Origin of the sequence: Alcaligenes sp. GCM10023179, assembly GCF_042653705.1 — a bacterium.
Taxonomy (GTDB): Bacteria; Pseudomonadota; Gammaproteobacteria; order Burkholderiales; family Burkholderiaceae_B; genus Alcaligenes; species Alcaligenes phenolicus.
Window position 1 is genome coordinate 144,763 of record NZ_JBHSIQ010000006.1, and the last position, 19,630, is coordinate 164,392.

Genomic DNA, 19,630 nt, shown 5'->3' on the forward strand with positions numbered 1-19,630 from the left:
TGCCTGGAGACAATCAAGATGACACAAGCTCAATACACCGCCATTGTGACGGGCGGCAGCACCGGTATTGGTGAAGACATTTGCCGCAAGATGCTGGATCAGGGTTACACCGTGATCAGCATGGCGCGCAATGTCCTGCCCTGGACGCACGAGCGTCTGCACTGCGTGCAGGTGGATTTGCTGGATGCAGCAGCAACCGAAAAAGCCGCCAAGGATATTGCCGAGCGCTTTGAAGTGACCCACTTCATCCACAACGCAGGCGTGATCTGGCCGGCCTTGCTGGACGAGGTCAAGCTGGAAGACTTGCAGGGTCTGACCCAGATTCACTTGGGCGCGGCCTTGCAGATTACTCAGGCAGTGGTTCCTGGCATGCGCGAGCGCCACTTTGGCCGCATTGTGCTGATGTCCTCGCGTGGTGCGCTGGGTCTGCAAACCCGTACTGCCTATGCCGCTACCAAGGCTGGCATGTTGGGTATGGCCCGTACCTGGGCGCTGGAACTGGCGGACCAAGGCATTACCGTCAACGTGATTGCCCCCGGCCCCATTACTACCAATATGTTCTACGACGTGGTTGAGGCGGGCAGCGAGCGTGAAGCCAAGCTGGCTGCCGCGATCCCTGTGAAGCGTCTGGGCCGTGCGGATGACATCAGCCGCGCAACCATGTTCTTCTCGGACCCTGAAAACAGCTTTATCACCGGCCAGACCCTGTATGTCTGCGGCGGTGCCAGCGTGGGTACGCTGACGATCTGATTGATGGGCAAGGGGACTGCCCGTGATCGCGCTTTGAGTGCGTTCAGGAGCGAGTCCATTTGCTTGACGGCATATAAAACCCCCTTGGTTTTCCAAGGGGGTTTTTGCTTTTGGATGGCACAGACCCCTTGATGGACTATCTGTTCCAGCATGTCTGGCGGCGAGTGTCGTTTAAACAAACGGCTGAAGGGACCGTCTTGATTGGTGGCGGCTGGTCAGCGGTGCCGGGATTTTTTGCTGCCTAAGTTTTTTTCTTTGTCGCAGAGGCCGATTTTGGCTTTTTATCCCCGGTTTTTGGTGTCAAAAGTTGCAGTTTCAGGCTTGCTCGCATCGCATGGAAGTATGTCCAACACATGAGAGGCCTGTTCATTTTCGGCTCTCTTTTTGTCACATGAAACACCTGGGCCTCAGGGTTTGGCTACCGGTCCGGATGCTGCCTGATTGCTAGTGGGCTGATTCTTTTATTGCGCTTCTTAGAGCCAATGTTCGCCTGCTCGACATTGCGCCAAGCCAGTACTCGCGCCTGTTCCAGCAATTTTTATCAGCTCTTGCACAGGACAAGCGAGGCAGTTTGTGACCGTATTTCTTGCTATGTGAGATAGAAACCACGATTCCATGATTTTGGATGGAATTAAGGGTTTCTTTCTATTTACCTGGATTTGTTCATCTATAAACTATTTAGAACAGAAATATAACAATGCGCGTCGATTTTTCGGGGTGCATGATGACCCAAAAAACGGGCCTTCGCTGGCCAAAAAGAGTGGAGCTGTAATGAACGACGATCTGCCAGGAATGGAGCTGGTGCGTTCACGTGGAGTAGTACGAGTTGTAGAGACAATTCTGGATGCTGCCTGTGTGGTCATCTTGATCCTGATGACAGGGATCACTACTGTGGACGTGATAGGCCGGTATGTATTTCACGCCCCTTTGCTGGGCGCTTATGAAGCCAGCGAACTCTTGCTGGGCGTGCTGATTTTTGCGGCCTTGCCGCGTGTCACCTGGCACCAGCAACACCTGACCGTCAGTCTGATTGACGCCTGGCTCGGCCCAGTGGCGCGTCGTATCCAGCAATTCGTGATCAATGTGGTCTCTACCGTCATGCTGGCCGTGTTGACTGTCTACCTGTGGAGTCACGCCAACGAGCTGGCCGACTACGGCGATATGAGCAATGCCTTGCAAGTGCCGATTGCCCCTTTTGCCTACATCATCGCCACCATGACAGGCATTGCCACTGTGGCTTCCCTGTTCAAGATTTTTAGCTCTCCAAGCCGATAAAGACGGAGTTTTTTCATGTTGATTTCTATTATCGGACTGGCTGTCCTGCTGGGTAGCTTATTTCTGGGTTTGCCCATTGCCTGGGGCATGTTGCTGGTTGGTACGCTGGGTTTTGCCTTCTTTACCGGCATGGAAGCGGCCTTGACCATGGCGGCACAGACCAGCTACGACACGGCCATGAGCTACAGCTTTACCGTGCTGCCGCTGTTCATCTTGATGGGTAATCTGGTCAATGCCTCGGGTTTGTCCAAGGACCTGTACAAAGCTGCCCACGCCTTTATTGGTCACCTGCGTGGTGGTCTGGCGATGGCCACGATTGTTGCCTGTGGTGCCTTTAGTGCACTCTGTGGCTCCAGTATGGCCACCACAGCGGCCATGGGTCGTGTGGCCATGCCCAATATGCGCAAGTACAACTATGACGATCGTCTGGCTACCGGCAGTATTGCGGCAGGCGGCACGCTGGGCATTCTGATTCCACCCAGCGTGATGATGGTGGTCTATGGGATTCTGACCGAAACCGACATTGGCAAGCTGTTTGCGGCAGGCTTTTTGCCCGGCATGATCGCCATGCTGATGTACCTGATCACGGTGATGATCATTACCGCGATCAACCCGAATCTGGGCCGTCCTGGCGAGAAGGCCAGCTGGCGCGAGCGCTTTGAGGCGACCAAAGGCGTGATGGCCATTACCGTGCTGTTCATCGTCATCATGGGCGGTATTTACGGGGGTGTCTTCACCCCGACAGAAGCGGCGGGTATTGGCGCTGCAGCGACCTTCTTGCTGACCCTGAAGCGTCGTGGCTGGCAGCCTCGCATGTACCTGACGGTGCTGATTGAAGCCGCTCAAACCACGGCCATCATGTTTGCTTTGGTGATTGGTGCGCTGGTCTTTACCAACTTCCTGACCGTGGCTGGTTTGCCTAATCAGTTGCTGGGTTTCATCCAGGGTATTGATGTCTCGCCCATTGTGGTGATTCTGATCATCTGCGCGATTTACCTGGTTCTGGGTTGTTTCCTGGAAACCATGTCCATGGTCATGCTGACGGTGCCTATCTTCTACCCGATTGTGGCCTCTCTGGGCTTTGATCTGGTGTGGTTCGGCATCATCGTGGTGGTGGCTGCTGAAATCAGCCTGATTACCCCTCCGTTGGGTCTGAACATTTTCATGATCAAGAACGTGATGCCCGATGTTCCTTTGGGCACCATTATTCGGGGTGTGACTCCCTTTGTAATGATGGATATCGTGCGTTTGCTCTTGCTGGTGTTTGTCCCCTGGATTGTTCTGGTTGTCCCGAACAGTATGTAAACCCGGCCCGGATGCAGTTGTGATCCGGGCAGCAGTAAAGCCGCCGGGTGTGCAGGTCCAGGACCTGCTTAACGTCCCATCAAGTGGCCAAGACGCCGGGCTGTAGTGGCCCGGCAGCAAAATAATTTACGAGGAGTCGAGATGCGTGTTTTCAAAAAATTGGCCTTGAGCCTGGGCCTGGCTGCAGCAGCCCTGGCACCGACCATGCCTTCGGTTGCGGCTGAAGTTACCACCTTGCGTTTTTCCCAGTGGATGCCGCCAGGCCACTTTATCGTGACCAATATGTTCGAGCCCTGGGCCCAGGAAGTGGAAAAAGCCACGGAAGGTCGCGTGAAGGTGGAGTTCATCAACGCCTTGGGCAAGCCGCAGGCTCACCTGGATCTGGTGCGTAACGGTATTGCTGATATGGGCATGTCGGTACACAGCTACACGGCTAACCGCTTCCCGCTGATCGAATTTGCTGAACTGCCTTTCACCACGGATGATGGCGGAGTGAACTCGGTTGCCTACTGGCGCACCTACGAAAAATTCATGATGGGTGCCAACGAGCACAGGGGCGTGAAACTGCTGGGTATGTGGACCAGCCCTGCCACCGTGATCTTCACCAGCCAGGACAATGTGCAAAGCATTGACGATTTGAAAGGCAAGAAGCTGCGCTCGCCTAGCCCCTTGTTTGATGCCATCGGTAAAGCGCTGGGTATCGTGACCGTGAACGCGCCTGCATCGGACAGCTACGAAATGCTGTCGCGTGGTGTGATCGATGGTATGTACTTCCAGTACGACCAATTGGACAACTGGAAACTGGACAAGCTGGTCAAGACCGCGGTGTCCGTGGAAGGTGGCTTTGGCAAATCCAGCCAGTACATGTTCATGAACGAGCGCAAGTGGAAGAGTCTGTCGGAAGCCGACCGTGCTGCTATCGAGAAAATCAGCGGCGAATGGATTGCCAACGACTTCGGTTCCAAATGGCAGGCTGCCGAACAGCAAGCCATTGAGAAGCACACAGCAGCTGGCCTGAAAACACTGCGCATCCAGGGTGAAGCAGCAGACCAGATGAAAGAGCGTCTGGCCTTTGTTGAAGAAGACTGGATCAAAGCGGCTGACAAGAAGGGCATTGACGGTAAAGCCGCTCTGGCCTACTTCCGCGAGCAGATCAAAGAGCTGAGCGCTGCCAAGTAATACGCAGCAAGAGACACACTACAGTCTTGGCCCCGCTTTCCTTTGGGAGAGCGGGGTTTTTTTATGTTTTTGGGAGGGGCTGTTGTGAGGGCAAAGGATAGGCAGCCGGGTTGCTGCTGTAGTCATTGTGGACGCTTCTCCCTGTAAAACGCCGCTTCAGGCCCTGGGGGGTCTGGCAGGGCTGACCACTTGCCGGTGCGGCGCACCGGTGCCCTGGTCAAGAGAGAGCTACGGGCGCATCCTGAACTCGCCGGGTACTTGGTCCCCCGGACCAAGTACAAGCGTCCGGCTCAAACAGCAGGATGCTTGCATCCCTACGCTCTCCCTTGCCTGCGGCAAGTAGTCTGACTCGCCCTGCCAGACCCCCCAGGGCCTGAAGCGGCTTGCAGCGGAGGAAATGCACAAGTCCTCAAGCTTTAAGGCGTGGGCGGTGGTGCCCCCGTCTCCAGGTCATAGTGCTGATTGACGGCATATTCATTGATCACCGCCTTGCTCCGGAAGTATCGGGCCATGGCTTTGGGGTCAAAGTGCATATCGAAGCGATCCCGCGAACGCAACGTGGGCAGGAAAAAATACTTGGGTAGTTTTACGTGATGACGCTGATGCTTGTGGGCATCGGCCAAGATAGCGCGTCGTACCTGATCCTGCTCCCAGGTGCCGTGATAGCTGCGCAACATTAATCCGCTGGACACCAGCCATAGCGTGCCGCAGGCCCCCAAGGTTACTAACAGGTTGCGCTGCATGGGTATAGCGCGTTGCCCTTGCGCCAATAAATCATGTCCGTAAATAGACAAGGCCACCAGCAGATACATCAAGCCGCCATTCAAGGATCGCTTGGGGATATTAGGTGCCAGAACCAGAATGGCATTGGCCAGAAGCGATGCGCCAATGAGCAGCCACATTGCCCGGCGTACAGATTCAGAAGACGCAGGCCCTATGGCAAAACGCCAAACCAGCATCACTAGGATCACCCCCCAGTACCGCAATAGGGCGTCCGGGAAACGACGACCAAAATGCTCCCCAATGCGCCATAACAAAGGCTGGTCATACCAATGAGCAAAGACCTCTGCGCGTACTTGATTGCCTGGCGCCAGGACCAGCACGGCGACTCCCAGCCCCATACAGAGCAACCAAACCAGATGCCATGAACCGAGCGAACCTGTGCGCTGAAAGTGCCTTAGGCCCAGATACGCCAGCAAACACCAGCTGATAATGCCGGTGTTTTCATTGGAACAACCGGCCAGCAGGCCCAGAAGGCAGAGCGCCAAGCCTGTGATCACAGAGGGCTTGCCCTTTTGCAAGTAGTAAATAAAGGCCAGCACAAAACCGAAGTTGAACAGATTGGGCCACAGGTAGTTGGCGGCGCCTACCAACCAGAATGTGGTTTGCCCCAGATGGGGGTTGACCAGCCAATACAAGGTGAACACCAGCAGCAGTAAAGACGGGCGCAAGGCTCGTCCGGCCAGTTGGGCCCCCAGTGCTGTCAGCACCGTGATCAGGCCAAACAGGGCCGCTGTATTCAGTGTGGCTTTCAGCCATCCCGGAGCCAGCGTGAGCATGGCGCTGGAGAGCGTATCCGAGACCAGACGACCGCTCCATTGCAGATAATGTTGCTTGATCGACGTCCATGCAATGCCTTTGTTGGCGTAATTGAAGTCGTCCGAGATCATGGGGGTGAGCCAATAAATGGCCCACGTAGCCATCAGGGCCAGCACCGCAAAAGTAATAAAGGCCCAGGCACCAAAACGGTGGCCGAGCAGGGGCTGGCTGAATCGGGATTCAGCAAAAGAGAGAGTTGGGCTCATCGAGATGAAGTGGCGTGTTTGTGGCCAGATCCACGACGACGGTATTACACATCGCTCGCCGTCCTGGGTGTTCAGGCCCAGGTGATATTGATTATTTACTGGGCGGGAAGCGAGGAATTATCTCAGATACCCGTTGAAACACAGCGTTTAACGGCCTTACTGATCGTCATCCTTTAAATCTAAACCAAATCGGGGTTTTCCCTGCTTTTGCGGCTTCTTGCGCTTATTGGCTAGGCGCTGCGCAAAGTGGATATACCGACAAAAAGAGCACTTCTACCATTGGCTCCATCGTCATACCTAAAAAACAAAAGGAGAACGGACGTGGGGGACATCAATAAAAAAATAGCAGCAGTGGTTCTGGGTGCAGGGGTATTGGGCGCCGGCCCGGCCTGTGCCATTGAGGGCAACGGCCTGCCTATTTATCCCGATGGTTTGGAAAACTTCATGAGTGGTGCCCTGCCGCCACCCGGAGTGCACTTGCTGATGTACGGCGGTGCCATGCGTTACGACTCGGTGCGTGACAAGAACGGCGACAAGTTGCCTATTCCTGACTTCAAGGTCGATGTGGCAATGGTTGCGCCGCGTCTGGTCTGGGTGACGGACCAGCAGGTGTTTGGCGGCCAATTGGCGTTCCACGCCCTGGCTCCCTTGCTGACCGTCAAGGCACAGGCCGCCGGTCAGTCCCAGCGCCGTAGCGGTCTGGGTGACGTGGTGTTTGGTCCGGCCTTGGGCTTTCACCCCAGCGAGAAGATGCACTACATCCTGGGCGTGGACTTTGTTGCCCCAACTGGCCGCTACAAAGTGACCGACAGCGCCAACCTGGGCCGCAACTACTGGGCCATTCAGCCCGCTGCTGCGTTCAGCTACATGCAGCCCAGCGGCATCAACCTGGATTTGAAGATGATGGTGGACTTCAACTTCCGCAACAGCGACACCGAAACGCGTACGGGTAAAGCCATTCACGCCGATTACGCCGTGGGTTGGGGTTTTGGCAATGGGCTGGTGCTGGGTGTGGGTGGTTACGCCTATCAACAGATTGAAAGCGACCGTGGCCCCATGGCCGGTGACAGCAAGGCTCGTGCCTTCGCCATTGGTCCCAGCCTGCGTTACGCCAATGACAAAGGTCTGCTGATTACGGCCAAGTACCAGCAGGATCTGGGCGTGCGTGGCCGTCCCGAAGGAAAACAATTTTTTGTAAAAGTAGCGGTTCCGTTCTAAGGGCCCGCGGCAGGAGAGCGACATGAAAGGACTGAAGGATAAGGTAGTCATCGTTACCGGCGGCGCAACGCGTGTAGGCGCAGGTGTGGTCGAGGTGCTGATGGGCTACGGCGCACGTGTGGCCGTGTTCGATATTGATGCTGCAGGTGGCCAGAAAGCCGTAGGCAACGATGCCGCCAAAGCCAAATTCTGGGAAGTGGACATTACCAGCGATGACAGCCTGAATGCCGCCATCGAGCAGGTGCAGGCGCATTTTGGCCGTGTGGATGGTCTGGTCAATCTGGCCTGTTCCTATCTGGATGAAGGCATGGCGTCCAGCCGTGCTGACTGGCTCAAGGCACTGGACATCAACCTGGTTAGCGCCGTGCAGGCGGCCAAGGCGGTGCGTCCCTTGTTGCCGCGTGGTGGTTCCATCGTCAACTTCACGTCGATCTCCTCCTCGATTGCTCAAACCGGGCGCTGGTTGTACCCGGTCTCCAAAGCGGCCCTGTTGCAACTGACACGCAGCATGGCGCTGGACTTCGCTCCTGACGGTATTCGCGTCAACTCGGTCTCGCCCGGCTGGATCTGGTCGCGTGTGATGGACGAGCTGACAGGCGGTGATCGCGCCAAGACCGACCGCGTGGCCTCGGCATTTCACATGCTGGGCCGCGTGGGCGATCCCCAGGAAGTAGGCGAAGTGGTGTCCTTCCTGCTCTCGGACTCCGCCAGCTTTGTCACCGGTGCCGACTATGCCGTCGATGGTGGCTACTCGGCCATGGGCCCCGAGCAAGGTGTCCCTGCCATTCCCAAATTGGCTGAATAAGAAAAACCGGGACGCCGCTGGGGTGGCGTCCTTAGCTCCCTCAGAAGGAAAAAAATCATGCGTAAAGTTGCTATTGTGGGCGCTGGCCAAGCTGGCATGCCCGTTGCATTCGGCCTCTTGGCCCAAGGCTACGACGTAGCCGTTTTCACCAACCGCAGCCCTGACGATGTTCGTGGTGGCCGTGTCATGTCCAGCCAGTGCATGTTTGCCGAGGCGCTGGATGTGGAGCGTCGCCTGGGTCTGAATTTTTGGGACGACGAATGCCCGCCTGTACAAGGCATTGGCTTTGCTCTGCCCAACCCTGAACAGCCTGACACCAAAGCCGTGGACTGGAGCGGCCGTCTGGATCGTGAAGCCCAGGCAACTGACCAGCGCGTGAAAATGCCTTACTGGCTGGAACTGTTCGAGCAGCGTGGCGGCAAGCTGATCATGGAAGATGTGGGCGTGGCCGAACTGGAGCGCATCACCCAGGAGTACGACCTGACCATGCTGGCTGCCGGTAAAGGCGAAGTGGTCAAGTTGTTCGAGCGTGACGATCAGCGTTCCATGTACGACAAGCCTCAGCGCGCCCTGGCCCTGACCTATGTACATGGTCTGGAGCCTACGCCTGAATACTCGCGCGTGTCTTTTAACTTCATCCCCGGTGTGGGCGAATACTTTGTGTTCCCCTCGCTGACCCTGTCCGGTCCCTGCGACATTATGGTGTTCGAAGGCGTGCCCGGTGGCCCACTGGATCGTTTCCGCGATGCCAAGACGCCCGAAGCTCATTTGGAGCAAAGCGTTTCTTTCCTGCGCGAATTCCTGCCTTGGGAAGGCGATCGTGCCCGTAATGTGGAACTGACCGACGCCCAAGGTTACCTGTCCGGTGCTTTCCCTCCCACAGTTCGCAAACCTGTGCTGACGCTGCCTTCGGGCCGCATGGTGCTGGGTCTGGGTGATGCCGTTGTCGTGAACGACCCCATTACCGGCCAAGGTTCCAACAACGCCGCCAAAGCCGCCCAGGTGTATCTGGACAGCATCTTGCAACGTGGTGAAGGCGCGTTTGACCGTAACTGGATGCAGGAAACGTTCGAGCGTTACTGGGATTACGCCAATCTGGTGGTGCGCTGGACCAACTCCATGTTGAAGCCACCAACCGACTCTTCTTTTGCCTTGTTGACCGCGGCTCAGCAATCGCCTGCTCTGGCTCATTTCCTGGCCAACAGCTTTAACCACCCGCCGGTTCTGTTCCCGGCCTGGGAAGATCTGAGTGCCGCTCAGGCATTGATCGAGAAGACTCGCAGCCAATCTGTGGCTGCCTGATAGATAGTATTCAAGGAGACGTATCATGACCCCCACCGCAACGCTGCAAGACTCCTCGTCCCAAACCGCTGCCCAGCGGCAGGCCGTGTCTGCCCAAGCGTTGGCAGCCGCTGACGCCAAACCCACACCGTCCAATCTGAATGTGGTCGATAGCCGTGCGTTTCGCCAGGCACTGGGCCATTTTCCAACGGGTGTGGCCATTGTCACGACTCGTTGTCCCGATGGCCGGGCGGTGGGTCTGACCATCAACTCCTTTACGTCCCTGTCGCTGGAGCCGCCCCTGGTGATGTGGAGCCTGGTGAATCACTCGCCCAGCCTGGAAATTTTCGAGAAGTGCAGCCACTTTGCGATCAACGTGATCAGCCAGGAACAAGTGCCCGTGGCCCTGGGGTTTGCCAACTCCCAGGTCAAGGACAAGTTTGCCCTGGTCTCGCATGTGGATGGTGAAGAAGGCGTGCCTTTGCTGGACGACTGTGTGGCGACCTTTGTTTGCGAGAACTACCGTCAGCATGAAGGTGGTGACCACACCTTGTTTATTGGCCGTGTGGTGCGTCACACCACGCTGACCGAACACGAACCTGCGGTGTTTCACCGTGGCCGTTTCGCCAACCTGACCACGCCTAGCGGAGACCGTTGAAATGAGTGATGCGCACAGCGCTGATGTAGTCATTGTCGGCAGCGGGATGAACTCCCTGACCTGTGCCGCCTTGTTGGCCCAACGCGGCTTGTCGGTGACAGTGCTGGAGCGCAATGCGGTGGCCGGGGGCTGCATCCGTACGCAAGAGCTGTTCCCCGGTTTTACCCATGATGTGCTGTCCAGTTGGTATCCCTTGTTCATGGGCGGTGCATCCTATGCCACTTTGGCTGAACCCTTGGCCAAAGCCGGTCTGGAGTTTGTCAAAGGCGAGTACAGCACGGGTCTGGCCATTCCTGGTGGCCCGTCGCTGGCCTTGCGTCAGGATATGGACGACACCGTACGTCGCTTCAATGACTTGATGCCGGGTGAAGGCGATGCCTTGGGTGCCATGGCGGCTCGCATGTTTGGCCCGGATGCCGGTTTGGTATTTGGCTTGCTGGGCGGTGAGCCTTACCGTTGGCCCATGGCCAAACTGGCCTTTGGTGCCTGGCGCGAGCGGGGGCTGGATGGCTTGATGTCCTTTGGCTCGCAAGCGCTGGAAAGCTTTCGGCGCTGGGCCATGCGCGAACTGCGCAGCGATCTGGCCCGCGCCATGATTGCGCCCTGGGTATTGCATAGCGGCCTGGGCCCGGATGAAGCCAGCTCGGCCCTGATCGGCAAGCTGACGTTCAGTGCTGTGGTCAGTGGCGGTATGCCTGTCGTCAAAGGCGGCAGTTATCAGATTGTGAAAGCCTTTACCCGCATTATTGAAGAAGCAGGTGGGGCGGTACTGACCAATTCCCATGTGGATCGCGTGCTGGTGGAAGGCAATAAAGCCACCGGCGTGTGTGTGGGTATGCAGCGCTATCTGGCCCGCCGTGCGGTGGTCTGCAATGTGACGCCCGGTCAGCTGTACGGCGACTTGTTGCTGGAAGTAGAACCCGAGCTGTTGAAGTCCGCCCAGGATTATCACTATGGCCGGGGCGGCATGCAGATACACTTTGCCTTGAATTCCCCGCCCGACTGGCTTGACCCGGAACTGCGCCATGTCCCTATGGTGCATGTGACGGAAAGCATGGAGCAGGTGTGTTCCTCGGTGGTCACGGCCAGCAATGGCTACCTGCCTGCCAAACCGACCTTGGCCGTGGGCCAGCCGGTAGCGGTGGATGTGACTCGTGCACCGGAAGGTCACTGGATTCTATGGGTACAAATGCAGGAGCTGCCGCGTCACATCAAAGGCGATGAAGCGGGCGAGATTCCTGTGCCAGCGGATGGACGCTGGAACGAAGCCGTGCGCGAGGCGATGGCCGATCGCGTTCAGGCCCGTCTGGAAACCGTCATGCCTGGCCTGGCTGCCAAGATTATCGGGCGTCGTAGTGTCAGCCCGGCGGATCTGGAAGCCTTGAACATGAATCTGGTGGGGGGCGATCCGTATAGCGGGGTGTGCTCACCGGATCAGTTCTTTTTCATGCGTCCTTTTGCAGGACACAAGAACGCGCGCAGTGGCACCACGCCCTGGCGTAATCTGCATCAAATTGGTGCGTCGGTGCATCCAGGCCCTGGCTTGGGTGGTCAATCCGGCTATCTGGCAGCCCAGCGTATCTTGAAGGGGTGAGAGGACGGGTGAGGCGGTCAGCTTAGTGCTGGCCGCCGCGCACTCGTTGCAGGGTCTCGCTAGGCGTTTCGCCAAAGCGGCTGCGGTATTCGGCGCTGAAACGGCCCTGGTGTGCAAAGCCCCAGCGCATGGCCAGGTCGGCCAGCGTCAGGTGAGGTTCGTTGGAATGGATCAGTTCGTGGCGCAGACGGTCCAGACGAACCTGACGCAGGTACTGCATGGGGCTGACGCCGTAGTGGTCTCGGAAGGCTTGCTGCAAGGTGCGGGAGCTCACGCCCGCAATGGTACTGAGCTCGTCTACCGTGACCGGCAAATGAGCCTGCTCATGCAAATGGCTGGCTACTTTCTTCAAATGGCGCGGCAGGATGCGAGTGGGGTTCAGGGCCTGAATCTGAGCCGGCGGGTGCAGATCCAGCAAGGTTGTCACCGCCAATTGCTCCAGCTGGTTGATAATCAGCGGCGAGCGGCGAATGTCTTCGTAGTTGCGTGCACAGTCCAGCACGTAGCGCAGCATGATTTGCCAGGAAGGCTGGGTGTGCGCTTCCAGGCGTACCGGAAACAGCAAACCTTGCGGGCCTACGTCCAGGCCCATGCCACGGGCGGCCTGTTCCACCAGATTGCGGTCTATCTTGAGCATTAATTGCTCATTATTGGCGTGCCAGACCATGTCCACATCCTCGTTGGGATTCAGGATCGTGGCGGCGTAGGGACTGGAGTCCACAGTTTGGCCACCGCAGCGAATTTTGGCGGTGCCGTATTGGGGCATCTGGACCAGGTAGAAACCGGCCAGGTGATCAGGTTGTATGTGTACGTCGGCGCCATAGCCCAGGCGGCTCAAGGCGACCTGACCAAACTGGGCGTGACGCAGCCGGGTTTGCAGGATCTGATCGGCACGTAGCTGCTTGAGCTGGTGCGACTTGAACATATCGCTGACAGATTTGCGCACGTGTTCCAGGTCAGCAGAAGCTACACGTGCCCAGTGATCGGGCTTATTTTCCATGTTTCATGTGCCTAGATGGTTCTGAAAGGCAGGAAGGATACGTAAAACCTTGAGTTTCAACGGTTTGCAGCGGCTTTATTTTAGTTGTAAAGTATATCAGTGGGCCACCGGGATTTCCCGCAGTCCCGTTTAGTTTGTTGTGTTTATTAACAGAGAGAACCGTGCAGAAAGACTTTCACTTCTACGAACCCACACAAGGCCATGGACTGCGCCACGACCCGATCAGTTCTATTGTGGGTCCCCGTGTCATCGGCTGGATTGGCACCAAAAGCAAGGAAGGTGTGCTGAACCTGGCTCCATACAGCTTCTGCAACGTGTTCAACTATCGCCCGCCTGTCATCGCTTTTTCCAGCGTGGGCTACAAAGACAGCGTGCGTAACGCAATTGAAACCGGCGTCTTTACCTGGAACCTGGCTACCCGTGATCTGGCCGAACCCATGAACATGACCAGCCTGGAACAAGATGTGCGCGAGTTTGAAGTCGCGGGCCTGACGCCTGTGGATTCCCGCCTGATTGATGCCCCCCGCGTGGGCGAGAGCCATGCCTCGCTGGAGTGCAAGGTGACGACGCACTTTCAGCTGAAAGACTCGGAAGGCAAAGACCTGAACACCTGGATGGTGCTGGGCGAAGTGGTAGGTGTGCATGTGTCGCCCAACAGCATCGTGGACGGCATTTACCGTACCGCGATCCCACGTCCGATTCTGCGTGGTGGTGGTCCTGGCGATTACTTTGAGATTACGGACTTGGCCTTGTTTGATATGCCACGTCCCAAGTCCTGATAGCAGGGCTGTAGTCAGAAGCCGCTGGTTGGCGGCTTCATTAGGATGGTTGCAAATGCATAACGGCGCCGCAAGGCGCCGTTTGCTTTATGTCTGCTCAGAGTGTGGCCGAAGTCTTTGGGCTGTTTTACCTGCTGATATACATTCGGCTGTCTGGCGATCCGGCGGCCCGGCGATCCGGCTTTTCGATGTTTCCGTCGTGTCGCAGCCTGGCAGGCGTAGCGAACCTACTGCTTCGTGATTGCTCGGTGACGGGTCGATCCGACCGACCCAAGGGGCAGATAGCCAGTCACAGACCTGTCAATCCGTATTGCGCGCCGTAGGCGGGCATCTTAGCTCTTGGACGAACCGCCCGCTGCCAGGAATTGTGCCAGACGAGGGCTGCGTGGCGACACCAGCACTTCTTCTGGCGGGCCTTCTTCCTCGATTTGACCTTCGTGCAGATACACCACCTTGCTGGAGACGTTGCGCGCAAAGCTCATTTCGTGCGTAACCACCACCATCGTGCGCCCTTCTTCGGCCAAATTCTGCATAACGCGCAGAACCTCGCCCACACGCTCGGGGTCCAGTGCCGAGGTTGGTTCGTCAAACAGCATCACTTCAGGTTCCAGCGCCAGCGCTCGGGCAATCGCCACACGCTGCTGCTGGCCGCCCGACAAGAAGGCCGGGTATTGTTTGGCCAGATCGCGCGACAGGCCTACCTTGTCCAGATACAGCTCCGCTTTGGCAATGGCCTGCGCCTTGTCCATGCCCTGTACATGAATGGGCGTGGCGGTAATGTTTTCCAGCACCGTCATGTGGGACCACAGATTGAAGTGCTGGAACACCATGGCCAGGCTGGTGCGCAGGCGCTTGAGCTGTTGTTTATCTACCGCAACCAGTTCGTCCGTTTTGGGGTCCAGACGGGTTTTCAGTTCCTCGCCCTTGATGACGATACGGCCGGAATTGGGCGTTTCCAGAAAGTTGATGCAACGCAGAAACGTACTTTTGCCCGAACCGCTGGACCCGATCAGGCTGATGACATCGCCCGGCTCCGCGCTGAGAGAGACTCCCTTGAGGACCTCCAGGGAACCATAGCGTTTGTGAATATTCTCGATGAGCAGGTTGGGCATGGAAAACGGTATCGTATTGAAAATAAAAAAGACCGGCGCGACGCGGCAGAGGGGATTACAGCACAGACTGGCCGTCAGGCAAATCATTGATGCTGTGGTTTTCCCGTACAAATCTGTGGGTCTAAACGGATTTGCGCGCATTTCTGGGTTTATGATGCAGTCTTTCCCGCAGCCCTGATCGGGCTAAGGGCGCAGCGCAAGCCGCGTTTTAGCCAAGCTTAGGTGTCCGTTACAGGGGACCTGTTTCTAGAGAGTGTTGTCATGAAAAAAGTGGTCCGTGCCAAGCTGCATGGTATCAAGGTGACCGGTGCCGACTTGAACTATCACGGCTCGATCACACTGGATCCTGAAATCTGCGAACAAGCGGGCATTTTACCCATGGAGTTTGTGGAAATCTGGAATAAGGACAGTGGCGCCCGTATTTCTACCTACGTGATCTTCGGTGAATCCGGCTCGCGCTGTGTGGTCCTGAACGGTGCGGCGGCCCGTACCTGTCAAAAGGGCGACACCGTCATCATCTGCGCAACCGAATACGTGATGAACTCCGAAGACCTGTATTCCCTGCGCCCTACCGTGCTGACCTTCACGCCGGAAAACGAAGTGGATGAAGTCATGCACTACGAAGTGGCCAAGACCGCCCAGCGCGATTACGACTTCCGCGTGGTTCGCGACGACCGCCCTCGCGGTGCAGAGCGCCCACTGGCCCGTGTTGACGTGGACGCCCTGTCCGCAGACCTGCGCTCTCGTGGCCTGGATGATCGTGCCATTGCCGATATCCTGTCCTGCCACCTGGCCGATTTCGCACCTGCGAACCAGAACTGATTGAATGTCACCGGGCCGCATCAGGCCCGCTGATGGCTTTATTAAAAAACGCGGTGTGCACTGCCCCTGGCAGCAAACACCGCGTTTTTTGTTTTAGCCCGTTCGTGGCCCAATGACTTCTGGCGCTCTAGCCTGAATATGGCATTTGGTGCAGCGCCGTAGTGCAGCGTATCGTCAGATCACAAGATACCCAGAGCGCTGCGATCAGAGCGCTTGAGTACCTTGTTCATCACGTTCAGCGTCAATATTGGGCGCGCAGCGTCAGCATCACGTTGCGTGGGTCGCCGTAGTAGTTGTAGGCGCGTTCGTGGGCAATATAACGGTAGTACTTCTTGTCGAACACGTTGTTCAGGTTGAGGGTGGCTGAAACCTTGGGCGTGAAGTCGTAGCGCACCATCAGATCAGCCACGGCGTAAGGATTTTGCTCGATACGGATCGTGCCGGCCGTGTTCTCGTACAGGAACTTGGTCTGCCACGTGAAGCCACCCCCCACTGTCCACTGGCGCAACGAGCCTGGCAGGCGGTACGAGGTAAAGAGCTTGAACATATGTTCTGGCGTGCGCGTGTTGAAGGGCTTGCCCTGGTTGGCCGCATCTTTCACGTACTTGGTGGTGTTGTAGGTATAGCCAGCCGTCAGATTCCAGCCTGGGGCCAGTTCACCTGTCAACTCCGCCTCAATTCCTTCGCTGCGCACTTTGCCTGAGGCAATCGAGCAGTAGTCGCTGGTGGTGTAGGGGCACGGTTTGGGGCCGTCCAGATCGGTCTGGGCGCGGTTGGTTTCTTCGATACGGAAGGCCGCCAGCGAAGCCTGCACGCGGCCATCCTGGAATTCACCCTTGATACCCGCCTCGTAGTTGGCACCCACGATGGGCTTGAGCAAGGAGCCGTTGCGATCGATGGCGTTTTGCGGACGGAACACGTCGGTATAGCTGGCGTACAGCGAGTAGTTGTCGTTCAGATCGAATATCAGACCGGCGTACGGTGTGAACTCGCCACTGACCTTGTAGCTCGAGGAGGCAGTGTTGGCGCCGGTGAGCAGATTGGTGCTGTCGCTGCTGTAGTCCCACCAGCTCCAACGACCACCCACGATCAAGGTGAGCGGATCGGCAAGGCTTAGACGAGCAGCGGTATAGATGCCCGACTGCTTGGTGGTGGTGGCGGTGCGCGATTCATAGGGTCCAATATTGGGCGGAGGCAGCGAGGTGGGGTCCCAGTTAAAGACATCGGGCCGGATGCTGGCGTATTCACGCAGCGGCACCTGGTCGGTTTCGGTGGGATTGCGACGCATGTTCGCACCTACTACCAGCTCATGCTTGCGGCCCAGCAAGGAGAATGGGCCCGAGGCGTACAGGTCCACGCTGGTCTGGGTGCGGTTCAGGCTGCTGGCTCGTGCGTAGTTCAGGAGTGGGCCCTGGTGCGTGTTGCGGTCCACGCCCGCGCCCGAGGCGGACAGAAACACCGTGTCTACGTCGTAGTGCTGGCGGTTGGCCGACAGCTTGGTCTGCCAGCCGTTGTCCATCTCCCAGGTCAGATCGCCGAACACGGTGGTGCTGCGGGTGGCGCGGTGGTTCCAGTCGGCCCCCAGGTAAGTGCTGCGTGGCAGTTCGAGATCGCCGCCATCGTCAAAGAAGACGACGCCAGTGCCGTTGGGCGTACCCTTGGTGCGCTGATGGTCCACCCCCACGGTGGCCGTGATCGAGGGAGTGAAGTCGTATTGCAAGACGCCATACAGCACTTCCTTGCGTTCCTTGACGTGATCCACGAAGGAGTCGCGGTCGTCGTGCACGGCCACCACCCGCCCGCGCAGATCACCGCTGTGGTTGAGCGGACTGGAGACGTCGGCTTCCACACGGTAGCTGTTCCACGATCCCACCATCGCGCTGCCGCTGGCGGCAAATTCACGGGTGGGTTGCTTGCGCACCAGATTGAGCGTGCCGCCCGGGTTGCCGGCCCCCTGCAACAGACCCGCCGCGCCGCGTACCACTTCCACGCGATCGTAGATGGCCATGTCGGCGGCCGCTTCCGAGCCGCCTGCGCCCAGCGAGACAGGCACGCCGTCAAGCTGTGCCGTATCCAGCGAGAAGCCGCGGATCTGATAAGTCGTGCCCAGCACTTCGCCTTCTTGTACCTTGACGCCGGTGGCCTGCTTGAGTGCGTCATTAAGCGTGAGCAAACCCTGGTCGTCGAGCCGCTGGCGCGTGATCACGCTGACCGACTGCGGGGTTTCACGTGCAGTCAGGTTCATGCGCGTGGCCGAGCTTGCCGATGCGTTGGTGTAGCTGCCTGTGCCTTCGGTTCTGGGATCGAGTCGTCCCCGTACGGTTACGGTGCTCAGCTGGGTGACGTCACCGGCAGGTGCCTCTGGGACTTGGCGCAGATGGTAGCTGCCATCCGAGCTGGCAACAGCAGTCAGGCCAGTACCGGCCAACAGTGCATCCAGCGCGGCCTGGGGCGAAAACGTGCCGGAAACGCCTGGGCTGTTTCTGTCCCTGGCCAGCTCACCGGCTCCAGCGACCAGTACGCCGGATGCGCTTGCAAAGCGAGCCAGCGCTGTGCTCAAGGGGCCCGCTGGAATGCTGTAGCTTTGTTGTTTGGCAGACGCACTATTGATGGTTTGGGCGTGAGCTTGAGGATGCCAGCTTGCCAGGCTCAATGCACTGCTGGCCAGGGCAAGTTGCAGCACGCAGGCCAAGGGGCTTAGTTTGAAACCGGGTCGGAAAAAGTGCATGGCACCAAAAGAGTTCGCCCCTCGGGCGACAGGCTGGGAATAGCCGGGCATGATGAATTCTGCTCCTTGGAAGCGGTGTAGTCGGCGAGAGCGAGCCGGTTTGCGTGTGTCCTGGTCAGATTCTGGTTTTGTGCCAGGAGACGGGTAAAACGATGCCCTCATCAGGTATATCGAACACGCCAAGGAAAAGCGGAACTCGGAAAAGTGGAAATAGCCGGTTTGAAGCATTGGCCGCTTGAATAGGCCCGTAAACCGGCTTGTCATGCACGGCGGCTGATGCCCGTGAATGTGTGTGTCTGAATCAAGGTCAGTGCTCGGCAAGTTCAACGCTGACCCACCAGGGCAGGGTTCGTTTGATGCGAATGGGCAGCACCCCTTCCAGCATTCTCAAGGCCCGGTCCGGATCGGTGGAGGGATAGCTGCCAATCACAGGCAGCTGGGCCGCCTCGGGTGAAACGCTAAGGTGGCCGCCGCGATAGCGCTGCAATTCGCGCACGACCTCGATCAAGGGTGTGTTGTCGGTGACGAGGATGCCTTTGGTCCAGCTTTGTCGCTCGGGCAGGACAGCAGTGGTAGCCGCAATCGCGGTACGCGAAAGCTGTGTCTGCTGACCGGCATGGATAATGTGCTGCTGGCGCTTGTTTGCCGTGTCCACCTGTACCGCGCCTTGATACACCGCCAGAAAAGTCTCCTGACCGTCCAGTCGCACCGTAAAGCGTGTCCCCAAGGCACGCAGCAAGCCTTGACGGGTTTCGACCAGAAAGGGCCGTGCAGGATCGGCCGCTGTATCGATCAGAATTTCACCCTGAACCAGGGAGAGCAGCCGTTGATTGCCTCGGTAGTCGTGGTTCATTGCAGTGTCGGAGCTGAGCCAAACGGTAGAGCCATCGGGCAAAGTCAGTTGGTGGACTTCACCACGGGCGGTACGATGCTCGGCTGACCAGGCCATTACTGTGCCGGGCAAGGACGTATGCTGCCAAGCCAGCCAACTGCCCAAACTGCTGCCTGCCAGTGTGCCCAGGCCCAGCAGCAATTGGCGGCGGCGTCCCATTCGTCGGTTGGCCAGGCAATAGCTTTGGACGGCAGCCTGGCGGCTGTCGCTGCTTTGTATCGGTTCAAAGCGGCCACTGATGCGCTCTACATACTGCCAGGCCTTGCGATGCTCGGCCTGAGCGGCCAGCCAGCCTTGCCAGCTTTGTCGGTCCTGGGCCGAGGCCTCGTCCGAGCGCAGCAGGGCAAACCATTCGGCGGCCTGCTCCAGCGCGTCAAATGAAGGCTCCAGCGTATCGTCGGGATGCAGTTCGGAAGTGCTCATGGGG

General features: G+C 57.8%; 16 protein-coding genes. 11 read left to right on the plus strand and 5 right to left on the minus strand.

Annotation, left to right across the window (positions count from 1 at the left end):
• The first annotated feature begins 18 nt into the window (after nt 1-18).
• The 4 genes from ACFPDR_RS17710 to ACFPDR_RS17725 all read left to right on the plus strand — a co-directional run bounded on the left by ACFPDR_RS17710 (nt 19) and on the right by ACFPDR_RS17725 (nt 4,509).
• Nucleotides 19-750 carry an SDR family NAD(P)-dependent oxidoreductase gene (locus tag ACFPDR_RS17710; RefSeq protein ID WP_009463811.1) on the plus strand — a complete coding sequence of 244 codons (732 nt, stop codon included), beginning with the start codon at nt 19-21 and terminating at the stop codon, nt 748-750.
• Between the two features lie 771 nt (nt 751-1,521).
• Nucleotides 1,522-2,025 (plus strand): TRAP transporter small permease, encoded by a 504-nt coding sequence (locus tag ACFPDR_RS17715; protein WP_009464436.1) that lies wholly within the window; start codon nt 1,522-1,524, stop codon nt 2,023-2,025.
• Between the two features lie 15 nt (nt 2,026-2,040).
• Complete coding sequence (locus ACFPDR_RS17720) at nt 2,041-3,330, plus strand: TRAP transporter large permease (protein WP_021447142.1); 1,290 nt, start codon at nt 2,041-2,043, stop codon at nt 3,328-3,330.
• A 141-nt stretch (nt 3,331-3,471) separates the two neighbouring features.
• Entirely contained in the window at nt 3,472-4,509 is a 1,038-nt protein-coding gene (locus ACFPDR_RS17725) for a TRAP transporter substrate-binding protein (protein WP_063689941.1), read from the plus strand.
• 416 nt (nt 4,510-4,925) lie between these two features.
• Here ACFPDR_RS17725 and ACFPDR_RS17730 read toward each other — a convergent pair whose 3' ends face one another.
• Complete coding sequence (locus ACFPDR_RS17730) at nt 4,926-6,314, minus strand: DUF6056 family protein (protein ID WP_137431094.1); 1,389 nt, start codon at nt 6,312-6,314, stop codon at nt 4,926-4,928.
• Nucleotides 6,315-6,644: 330 nt separating this feature from the next.
• Between ACFPDR_RS17730 and ACFPDR_RS17735 the strand changes: the two genes are divergently transcribed.
• Genes ACFPDR_RS17735 through ACFPDR_RS17755 form a run of 5 tightly spaced genes read left to right on the plus strand, consistent with a single transcriptional unit; the run spans nt 6,645 to nt 11,870 of the window.
• A complete protein-coding gene (locus ACFPDR_RS17735; RefSeq protein WP_035269964.1) occupies nt 6,645-7,532 on the plus strand; it encodes a SphA family protein in 888 nt (295 codons plus the stop codon).
• A gap of 22 nt (nt 7,533-7,554) precedes the next feature.
• Nucleotides 7,555-8,337 carry an SDR family oxidoreductase gene (locus ACFPDR_RS17740; protein ID WP_035269344.1) on the plus strand — a complete coding sequence of 261 codons (783 nt, stop codon included), beginning with the start codon at nt 7,555-7,557 and terminating at the stop codon, nt 8,335-8,337.
• 57 nt (nt 8,338-8,394) lie between these two features.
• Nucleotides 8,395-9,639, plus strand: a complete 1,245-nt coding sequence (locus ACFPDR_RS17745) for a styrene monooxygenase/indole monooxygenase family protein (protein ID WP_376911652.1) — start codon at nt 8,395-8,397, stop codon at nt 9,637-9,639.
• Between the two features lie 25 nt (nt 9,640-9,664).
• On the plus strand, nt 9,665-10,276 hold the full coding sequence (locus tag ACFPDR_RS17750) for a flavin reductase family protein (protein ID WP_009461223.1): 612 nt from the start codon (nt 9,665-9,667) through the stop codon (nt 10,274-10,276).
• A 1-nt stretch (nt 10,277) separates the two neighbouring features.
• Nucleotides 10,278-11,870: a phytoene desaturase family protein gene (locus tag ACFPDR_RS17755; RefSeq protein WP_376911654.1), complete on the plus strand. Its 1,593-nt coding sequence runs from the start codon at nt 10,278-10,280 to the stop codon at nt 11,868-11,870.
• A 22-nt stretch (nt 11,871-11,892) separates the two neighbouring features.
• Here the strand turns inward: ACFPDR_RS17755 and ACFPDR_RS17760 are convergent, their stop codons facing one another.
• Nucleotides 11,893-12,870 (minus strand): AraC family transcriptional regulator, encoded by a 978-nt coding sequence (locus ACFPDR_RS17760; RefSeq protein WP_376911656.1) that lies wholly within the window; start codon nt 12,868-12,870, stop codon nt 11,893-11,895.
• A gap of 161 nt (nt 12,871-13,031) precedes the next feature.
• Here ACFPDR_RS17760 and ACFPDR_RS17765 point away from each other — a divergent pair, with 161 nt between their 5' ends.
• A complete protein-coding gene (locus ACFPDR_RS17765) occupies nt 13,032-13,649 on the plus strand; it encodes a flavin reductase family protein (RefSeq protein ID WP_035269337.1) in 618 nt (205 codons plus the stop codon).
• 332 nt (nt 13,650-13,981) lie between these two features.
• Here ACFPDR_RS17765 and ACFPDR_RS17770 read toward each other — a convergent pair whose 3' ends face one another.
• On the minus strand, nt 13,982-14,761 hold the full coding sequence (locus ACFPDR_RS17770) for an ABC transporter ATP-binding protein (protein ID WP_088451587.1): 780 nt from the start codon (nt 14,759-14,761) through the stop codon (nt 13,982-13,984).
• A gap of 261 nt (nt 14,762-15,022) precedes the next feature.
• On the opposite strand from ACFPDR_RS17770, the gene panD reads away from it, so the two are divergent.
• On the plus strand, nt 15,023-15,583 hold the full coding sequence (gene panD, locus ACFPDR_RS17775; protein ID WP_376911657.1) for an aspartate 1-decarboxylase: 561 nt from the start codon (nt 15,023-15,025) through the stop codon (nt 15,581-15,583).
• A 241-nt stretch (nt 15,584-15,824) separates the two neighbouring features.
• On the opposite strand, the gene ACFPDR_RS17780 is transcribed toward panD, so the two are convergent.
• The gene (locus ACFPDR_RS17780) at nt 15,825-18,362 is read right to left on the minus strand and encodes a TonB-dependent siderophore receptor (RefSeq protein ID WP_376911659.1); all 2,538 of its coding nucleotides are present in this window, start codon (nt 18,360-18,362) and stop codon (nt 15,825-15,827) included.
• Nucleotides 18,363-18,618: 256 nt separating this feature from the next.
• The gene (locus tag ACFPDR_RS17785) at nt 18,619-19,626 is read right to left on the minus strand and encodes a FecR domain-containing protein (RefSeq protein WP_376911661.1); all 1,008 of its coding nucleotides are present in this window, start codon (nt 19,624-19,626) and stop codon (nt 18,619-18,621) included.
• Between the last annotated feature and the right edge of the window lie 4 nt (nt 19,627-19,630).

Bases quoted from the DNA above. Each gene is read 5' to 3' on its own strand.
- ACFPDR_RS17730 (WP_137431094.1), bottom strand. From the start codon at position 6,314: ATGAGCCCAACTCTCTCTTTTGCTGAATCCCGATTCAGCCAGCCCCTG.
- ACFPDR_RS17710 (WP_009463811.1), top strand. From the start codon at position 19: ATGACACAAGCTCAATACACCGCCATTGTGACGGGCGGCAGCACCGGT.
- ACFPDR_RS17750 (WP_009461223.1), top strand. From the start codon at position 9,665: ATGACCCCCACCGCAACGCTGCAAGACTCCTCGTCCCAAACCGCTGCC.
- ACFPDR_RS17755 (WP_376911654.1), top strand. From the start codon at position 10,278: ATGAGTGATGCGCACAGCGCTGATGTAGTCATTGTCGGCAGCGGGATG.
- ACFPDR_RS17745 (WP_376911652.1), top strand. From the start codon at position 8,395: ATGCGTAAAGTTGCTATTGTGGGCGCTGGCCAAGCTGGCATGCCCGTT.
- ACFPDR_RS17725 (WP_063689941.1), top strand. From the start codon at position 3,472: ATGCGTGTTTTCAAAAAATTGGCCTTGAGCCTGGGCCTGGCTGCAGCA.
- ACFPDR_RS17770 (WP_088451587.1), bottom strand. From the start codon at position 14,761: ATGCCCAACCTGCTCATCGAGAATATTCACAAACGCTATGGTTCCCTG.
- ACFPDR_RS17780 (WP_376911659.1), bottom strand. From the start codon at position 18,362: ATGCCCGGCTATTCCCAGCCTGTCGCCCGAGGGGCGAACTCTTTTGGT.
- ACFPDR_RS17760 (WP_376911656.1), bottom strand. From the start codon at position 12,870: ATGGAAAATAAGCCCGATCACTGGGCACGTGTAGCTTCTGCTGACCTG.
- ACFPDR_RS17740 (WP_035269344.1), top strand. From the start codon at position 7,555: ATGAAAGGACTGAAGGATAAGGTAGTCATCGTTACCGGCGGCGCAACG.
- ACFPDR_RS17785 (WP_376911661.1), bottom strand. From the start codon at position 19,626: ATGAGCACTTCCGAACTGCATCCCGACGATACGCTGGAGCCTTCATTT.
- panD (WP_376911657.1), top strand. From the start codon at position 15,023: ATGAAAAAAGTGGTCCGTGCCAAGCTGCATGGTATCAAGGTGACCGGT.
- ACFPDR_RS17715 (WP_009464436.1), top strand. From the start codon at position 1,522: ATGAACGACGATCTGCCAGGAATGGAGCTGGTGCGTTCACGTGGAGTA.
- ACFPDR_RS17720 (WP_021447142.1), top strand. From the start codon at position 2,041: ATGTTGATTTCTATTATCGGACTGGCTGTCCTGCTGGGTAGCTTATTT.